This window comes from Phenylobacterium sp., from assembly GCF_035475775.1.
GTDB lineage: Bacteria > Pseudomonadota > Alphaproteobacteria > Caulobacterales > Caulobacteraceae > Phenylobacterium.
Window position 1 is genome coordinate 21,797 of the sequence record NZ_DATIMC010000082.1, and the last position, 6,450, is coordinate 28,246.

General features: G+C 70.2%; 5 protein-coding genes. 4 read left to right on the forward strand and 1 reads right to left on the reverse strand.

Translation table 11 applies throughout. The features are described from left to right. Positions 1 to 2 precede the first annotated feature (2 nt). Positions 3 to 1,889 carry a class I poly(R)-hydroxyalkanoic acid synthase gene (gene phaC, locus VLI41_RS10510; protein ID WP_414692542.1) on the reverse strand — a complete coding sequence of 629 codons (1,887 nt, stop codon included), beginning with the start codon at positions 1,887 to 1,889 and terminating at the stop codon, positions 3 to 5. A 74-nt stretch (positions 1,890 to 1,963) separates the two neighbouring features. Here phaC and VLI41_RS10515 point away from each other — a divergent pair, with 74 nt between their 5' ends. From VLI41_RS10515 to glpX, 4 genes are all read left to right on the forward strand, one after another. Next, positions 1,964 to 2,422 (forward strand): hypothetical protein, encoded by a 459-nt coding sequence (locus VLI41_RS10515; RefSeq protein WP_325268025.1) that lies wholly within the window; start codon positions 1,964 to 1,966, stop codon positions 2,420 to 2,422. 126 nt (positions 2,423 to 2,548) lie between these two features. Next, complete coding sequence (locus VLI41_RS10520; RefSeq protein ID WP_325268026.1) at positions 2,549 to 3,769, forward strand: LL-diaminopimelate aminotransferase; 1,221 nt, start codon at positions 2,549 to 2,551, stop codon at positions 3,767 to 3,769. Continuing rightward, positions 3,769 to 5,067, forward strand: coding sequence for a homoserine dehydrogenase (locus VLI41_RS10525; protein ID WP_325268027.1), 1,299 nt, complete (start codon positions 3,769 to 3,771; stop codon positions 5,065 to 5,067). Before VLI41_RS10520 ends, VLI41_RS10525 begins: the two co-directional genes overlap by 1 nt. 50 nt (positions 5,068 to 5,117) lie before the next feature. Beyond that, entirely contained in the window at positions 5,118 to 6,089 is a 972-nt protein-coding gene (gene glpX / locus VLI41_RS10530) for a class II fructose-bisphosphatase (protein WP_325268028.1), read from the forward strand. Positions 6,090 to 6,450: the final 361 nt, after the last annotated feature.

Here is a 6,450-nt window from a genome sequence, read left to right on the forward strand (position 1 = left end):
CCTCAGCTCTTGACCTTCACGTAGCTGCCCGGAGCCTCGGCGAGAGGCGCGAGGTTGCCGTGCGCCGGATCGCGGGCGGGGACCAGGTCGCCGGACCGCTGTTTCAGCCACGCGGCCCAGTGCGGCCACCAGGAGCCCGGGTGCTCGATCGCGCCGGCCTGCCATTCCTCCAGCGTCGGGGGCAGGGCCTCGTTGGTCCAGTGCTGGTACTTGTTCGCCGCCGGCGCATTGATCACGCCGGCGATGTGGCCCGAGCCCGCCAGCGTGAAGGTGACCGGGCCGCCGAACAGACGCGCGCCCTTGTAGACCGAGCGGGCGGGCGCGATGTGGTCCTCCTTCGAGGACTGCACGTAGATCGGCGTCTTCACGTCCTCGAGGTTCAGCCGCACGCTATCGAGGGTGAGCTCGCCCTTCGCCAGCGCGTTCTCGCCGTAGAACTTGCGCAGGTAGAAGAGGTGCAGGGTCCTGGGCATCCGCGTCTGGTCGGAGTTCCAGAACAAGAGGTCGAACGGCTTCGGCTCCTTGCCCAGGAGGTAGTTGTTCACGAAGAACGACCAGATCAGGTCGTTGGCCCGGAGCGCATTGAAGGTGTCGGCCATGGTCTGGCCGGAGAGCACCCCGCCGCCTTCGTCCATGCGCTTCTCGAGGTCGGCCAGCCAGTCCTCGCTGGTGAACAGCAAGAGGTCGCCGGCCTCGGAGAAATCCTGCTGGGCGGCGAAGAAGGTGGCCGAGGCGATCGGATTGACCTTCCTGGCCGCCATGTGCGCCAGCGTCGCCGAGAGCAGGGTGCCGCCGATGCAGTAGCCGACGGTGTTGACCTTCGAGACGCCGCACTGGTCCATGGCGGCGGCGACCCCGGCATAGATCCCCTCGCGCATGTAGTCCTCGAAGGTCCTGGTCGCGAGGCTGGCGTCGGGGTTCACCCACGAGGCGACGAAGACCGTGATCCCCTGGCTCGCCAGCCAGCGGATCATCGAGTTCTCGGGCCTCAGGTCCAGGATGTAGAACTTGTTGATCCACGGCGGGAAGATCACCAGCGGGATCTCGCAGACCTGATCCGTCGTGGGAGAATACTGGATCAGCTCGATGATCTCGTTGCGGAACACGACCTTGCCTGGGGCGGTCGCGACGTTCTCGCCGATGCGGAACATCTGATAGTCGGTCTGGGCGATGGCCAGCTGACCGCCGCCGCGCTCCAGGTCGGCGGCGAAGTTCTGCATGCCCCTGACCAGGCTCTCCCCGCCGCTCTCGGCCAGGGCCCTGAGGGCCTCGGGGTTCGACATCAGGAAGTTGGAGGGCGACAGCGCGTCGGTCAGCATCTTGGTGAAGAACTCGACGCGCCGGCGGGTCATCGGCTCGACGCCTTCGACGCCCGCGACCAGCTCGTTCAGCCAGCCGGAGGTGATCAGGTAGGACTGCTTGATCACCTCGAAGACCGGATTGTCGCTCCACTCGGGAGCCTGGAACCGCTTGTCGCCGCGCGGCGCGCTCGCGGCGGCCGTCGGCGCCTCGCCGGACATCCGCCTGGCCGCGCTCTGCCATAGATCGAGATAGCGGCTGAACAGGTCGGCCTGGGCCCGCATCAGCTTGTCGGGCTGGGCGGCGAGCCGGCCCATCACCTCGGTGAGCGCCGGGGCCACATGGAAGGGATCGGGCGACAGCGCCGCCGGCCGCTCGGCGTTCTTCAGCGCCATCTCGGCGATCGCGCCCTGGGCGGTCATGGCCGCCCGCGCCAGGTTCATCGAGAGCGTCTCGATCTGCGCGCGCTGCTCGGGAGTGAAACTGGGGGGCTCGGCCGCGCCTTTTCCGTTCGGCGCGTCGGCCGGACCGTCCGCCTTGCGCGGCCGCGACGCGGTGGGAGTCCGAGGCTCTGAGGTCTGCTCGCTCATCACGCGCCTTTCGGAAGGGGCGACGGCGCGCGCCCTTTCAACGGCGGCGATCATCGCATAAGACCGTGGCGCAAATGTATGCCCTCGCACGCCACTTTGCGATTCGGACCTGGGCGAGCCAGGCGCTGCGGCTGACGGGCTGCGCGGGCGCCTGCGCGCTGATCGCCGGCTGCGTCGGCAATCCGTTCGCCGACGCCCAGGTCGATCCGCATTCGCCGGTGGCGGCCGAGGTGGCCAAGGTGGCGAGCGTCGAGCGCGCCTATCCGACGTTTTCCGAGATTCCGTCCAAGCCCAAGGACGTGCGCCCGCCCGGGCAGTACGGCCAGGCCGCGCGCACGATCGAGCAGGCCGCAGCCGACCTGGAAGCCGAAACCGCGCCCCAGACCTGGTCGCTCACCGCGACGGACGACTTCGCCGCCAAGGCGCGCGCCGCGGCGGGGGCCGAGGCTGCGCCCACCGCCTCGGACGACACGGGCGCCTTCGCCAACTCGGCGCGCGCGCGAGCTACCCCGCCTCCGCCGCCCCGTCGCTAGGGCCCGCGGAGGCAGGATTTCCCATCTCGGCTTGGCTGCCCCGGGTCCGGGGGCTATCCATGCCTCGCCTCAGCTCCCATCAGCCGCAACGGGCCTTCAACACATGCGGCGCTAGAGCGTTCTCCGATGACTCCGGACTTCCATCGCATCCGACGCCTCCCGCCCTACGTCTTCGAGGAGGTGAACCGCATCAAGGCCGGCCTGCGGGCCGACGGCGTGGACATCATCGACTTCGGCATGGGCAATCCCGACATGCCGACGCCGAAGCACATCGTCGACAAGCTGATCGAGACCGCCCGCGATCCCAAGGCCGGGCGTTACTCCGCCTCCAAGGGCATTCTGGGCCTCAGGAAGGCGATGGCCGGCTACTACGCCCGGCGCTTCGGCGTGACGCTGAACCCCGAGACCGAGGTGGTCGCCACCCTGGGCTCCAAGGAGGGCTTCGCCAACCTCGCCCAGGCGCTGACCGCGCCCGGCGACGTGATCGTCTGCCCCAACCCCGCCTATCCGATCCACGCCTACGGCTTCATCATGGCCGGCGGGGTGATCCGCCATGTGCCGGCGCTCTCGCCGGAGGAGTATCTGTCGGGCGTCTCGCGGGCGGTGCGCCACTCGGCGCCGCCGCCCAGCGTGCTGGTGGTGAGCTATCCCTCGAACCCGACCGCCCAATGGGTGGACCTCGACTTCTACCGCGAGGTCGTGGCGCTGGCGAAGAAGCACGACATGCTGGTGCTCTCCGACGTCGCCTATTCCGAGATCTACTTCGAGGACAACCCGCCGCCCTCGATCCTGCAGGTGGAGGGCGCGCGCGACATCGCCGTCGAGGTCAACTCGCTCTCCAAAACCTACGCCATGGCCGGCTGGCGGGTCGGCATGGTGGTCGGCAACGATCGGATGTGCGCGGCGCTGGCGCGGGTGAAGTCCTACCTCGACTACGGCGCCTACACGCCCATCCAGGTGGCCGCCGCGGCCGCGCTGAACGGGCCGCAGGACTGCGTCGAGGAGATCCGCCAGACCTACAAGCGGCGCCGCGACTGCCTGGTGGACTCCATGCGCCGCGCCGGCTGGGACATTCCCGCGCCGCCGGCCTCCATGTTCGCCTGGGCGCCGCTGCCCGAGCCGTTCCGCGAGGCGGGCTCGATGCTGTTCTCGAAGCTGTTGGTCGAGGAGGCGGGCGTGGCCGTCGCCCCGGGCTCCGGGTTCGGCGAATACGGCGAGGGCTATGTGCGCATCGGCCTGGTCGAGAACGAGCAGCGCATCCGCCAGGCGGCGCGCAACGTGAAGCGCTTCCTCGCCCACGCCGAGGAGATCCTCGGCCGCGCCCACAACGCCCTGGCCGCTCAGTGATGACGGGACCAGCGGCTAAGACCTGGCGGGTCGGAATCGCGGGGCTGGGGACCGTCGGCGCCGGACTGCTCAATCTGCTCTCCGACCGGCCGGAATTCGCCCCGGCTGGCGGGCGCGTGGCGATCGGCGGCGTCTCGGCCCGCTCGCGCTCGAGGCCCCGGCCGTTCGACATCTCCAACCTGCCCTGGTTCGACGATCCGGTGGCGCTCGCCACCTCGTCCGAGGTCGATCTCTTCGTGGAGCTGATCGGCGGCTCGGACGGGCCGGCCAAGGCGGCCGTCGAGGCGGCGCTCGCCGCCGGCAAGCCGGTGGTCACCGCCAACAAGGCGTTGATCGCCGAGCACGGCGCCGAGCTCGCCGCCCTCGCCGAGCAACGCGGGGCGCCGCTGCTGTTCGAAGCGGCCGTCATGGGCGGAACCCCGGCCGTCAAGATGCTGCGCGAGGCGATGGTCGGCGACGAGATCAAGTCCGTCGCCGGCATCCTCAACGGCACCTGCAACTACATCCTCACCGAGATGGAGGCCACGGGCCGGCCCTTCGCCGAGGTGCTCGCCGAAGCCCAGCGGCTGGGCTACGCCGAGGCCGATCCGACGATGGACGTGGGCGGCTTCGACGCGGCCCACAAGATCTCCATCCTGGCGGCGCTCGCCTTCGGCTGCGCGCCCAACTTCGCCGCCGCCGAGATCGAGGGCATCGATCAGGTCGAGCTGCTGGACATCCGGCTCGCCAGGGACCTCGGCTACCGCATCAAGCTGGTGGCCTCGGCGGACCGCTCGCCCGACGGCGTGCTGGTCCGGGTGCATCCGTCGCTGGCGCCGCTGAGCCATCCCCTGGCCCAGGCCGGCGGGGCCCTCAACGCGCTGTTCATCGAAGGCGCCCGGATCGGCCGCATCTTCCTGCAGGGGCCAGGCGCCGGGGCCGGTCCCACCGCCGCCGCCGTAGCCGCCGACATCGCCGACGTCATGACCGGGGCCGTGCGTCCGGTGTTCCAGGCGCCCGCCGCCACGCTCGCGGCGTTCACGCCGGTCGAGCCGTCGAAGAGCGTGGGACGCGCCTACCTGCGCTTCCTGGTGAGGGACGAGCCTGGCGTCATCGCGGCGGTCTCGGAAACCTTGGCCGAGGCGGGAGTTAGTATCGAGAGCTTCCTGCAGAAGCCTGTGGAGGATGCGGGCGGTGTGCCGATCGTGCTCACCACCCACGCCGTGGCGGAGTCGGTGCTGAAGGCGGCCATCGAGCGGATCGCGGGCCTGCCGGCGGTGATCGACCGGCCGAGACTGTTGCGCATCGCGCGCATCTGAGACAGGCAGGACACCCGCCGCGCGGACGGCGCCCGAGGAGACCCTAGGCCATGAGTGAAGTTCTCGATCGCACCCAGGTTCTCGACCGGAGCCTGGTGCTCGATGCGGTCCGCGTGACCGAGATCGCCGCCATCGCCGCCTGGAGGCTGGCCGGCCGGGGCGACGAGAAGGCCGCCGACCAGGCCGCCGTCGACGCCATGCGCACGGCGCTGAACGATCTCGACATCGACGGCGAGATCGTCATCGGCGAGGGCGAACGAGACGAGGCGCCGATGCTCTACATCGGCGAGAAGGTCGGCAAGCGAACCGGCCGCATGAAGATCGACATCGCGCTGGATCCCCTGGAGGGCACGACGCTCACCGCCAAGGCCATGGCCAACGCCCTGGCGGTCATGGCCTGGGCGCCCAAGGGCACGCTGCTCAATGCGCCGGACACCTACATGGACAAGATCGCCTGCGGGCCGGGGTATCCGAAGGGCGTCATCGACCTGGACCGCAGCCCGGTGGAGAACGTGCAGGCGCTGGCCCGCGCCAAGGGCGTCGAGGCCTCCGAGGTCACCGTCTGCGTGCTCGATCGCCCGCGCCACGCCGAAATCATTGCGGGCCTGCGCTCGGTCGGCGCGCGGGTCTATCTGATCACCGACGGCGACGTGGCCGGCGTCATGAACACCGCCGATCCGACAACCGGCGTCGACATGTACGTGGGCCAGGGCGGGGCGCCCGAAGGCGTGCTCGCCTGCGCCGCCCTGAAGTGCGTCGGCGGCCAGTTCCAGGGCCGGCTGGTGTTCCGCAATGCCGACGAGCGGGCCCGGGCCGCGCGGGTCGGCATCACCGACCTCGACAAGAAGTACGACCTTCACGAGATGGTTCGCGCCGACGCCATCTTCGCCGCGACCGGCGTCACCAAGGGCGCGCTGCTCGACGGCGTGCGCCTGGAGGACGGCTTCGTCCACACCCATACCCTGGTGATGAACTCCGCCACCCGCACGGTGCGCGAAGTCCGCATGAAGCGGCCGGTCTAGGTCCTCTCCCTCCCTTCATGGGGAGGGACAGACCGCGAAGCGGTCAGGGTGGGGAGGTGTGGGCCAGGCGCCGATCTCACGAGCCGATCGTGACTTCCCCGCCCCGCGCGCCTGCGGCGCGTCGACCCTCGCCAGAAGGGGAGCGAAGGCTGCGTCCGGAACCGACGCAGGGCGCGCCTATGCCGCGCTGGCGGACGAGTGGGACTCGGCGCGATAGTGCCACTTCGGGCGCGGGGAGCGGCGGTTGCCGGACGGAAGCGGACAATTCGGCTATCTGGGCGTCGGCCGCTCGCTGTCGGGCCGCGCCTGGCGAGAGCGCCCCGCCGACCCCGAGACCGTCCGCCGGCACCAACTGTCCCTG

What these genes read in the sequence shown, in the direction of transcription:
- phaC (WP_414692542.1), bottom strand. Translation starts at nt 1,889, where the DNA reads ATGAGCGAGCAGACCTCAGAGCCTCGGACTCCCACCGCGTCGCGGCCG.
- VLI41_RS10515 (WP_325268025.1), top strand. Translation starts at nt 1,964, where the DNA reads ATGTATGCCCTCGCACGCCACTTTGCGATTCGGACCTGGGCGAGCCAG.
- VLI41_RS10520 (WP_325268026.1), top strand. Translation starts at nt 2,549, where the DNA reads ATGACTCCGGACTTCCATCGCATCCGACGCCTCCCGCCCTACGTCTTC.
- VLI41_RS10525 (WP_325268027.1), top strand. Translation starts at nt 3,769, where the DNA reads ATGACGGGACCAGCGGCTAAGACCTGGCGGGTCGGAATCGCGGGGCTG.
- glpX (WP_325268028.1), top strand. Translation starts at nt 5,118, where the DNA reads ATGAGTGAAGTTCTCGATCGCACCCAGGTTCTCGACCGGAGCCTGGTG.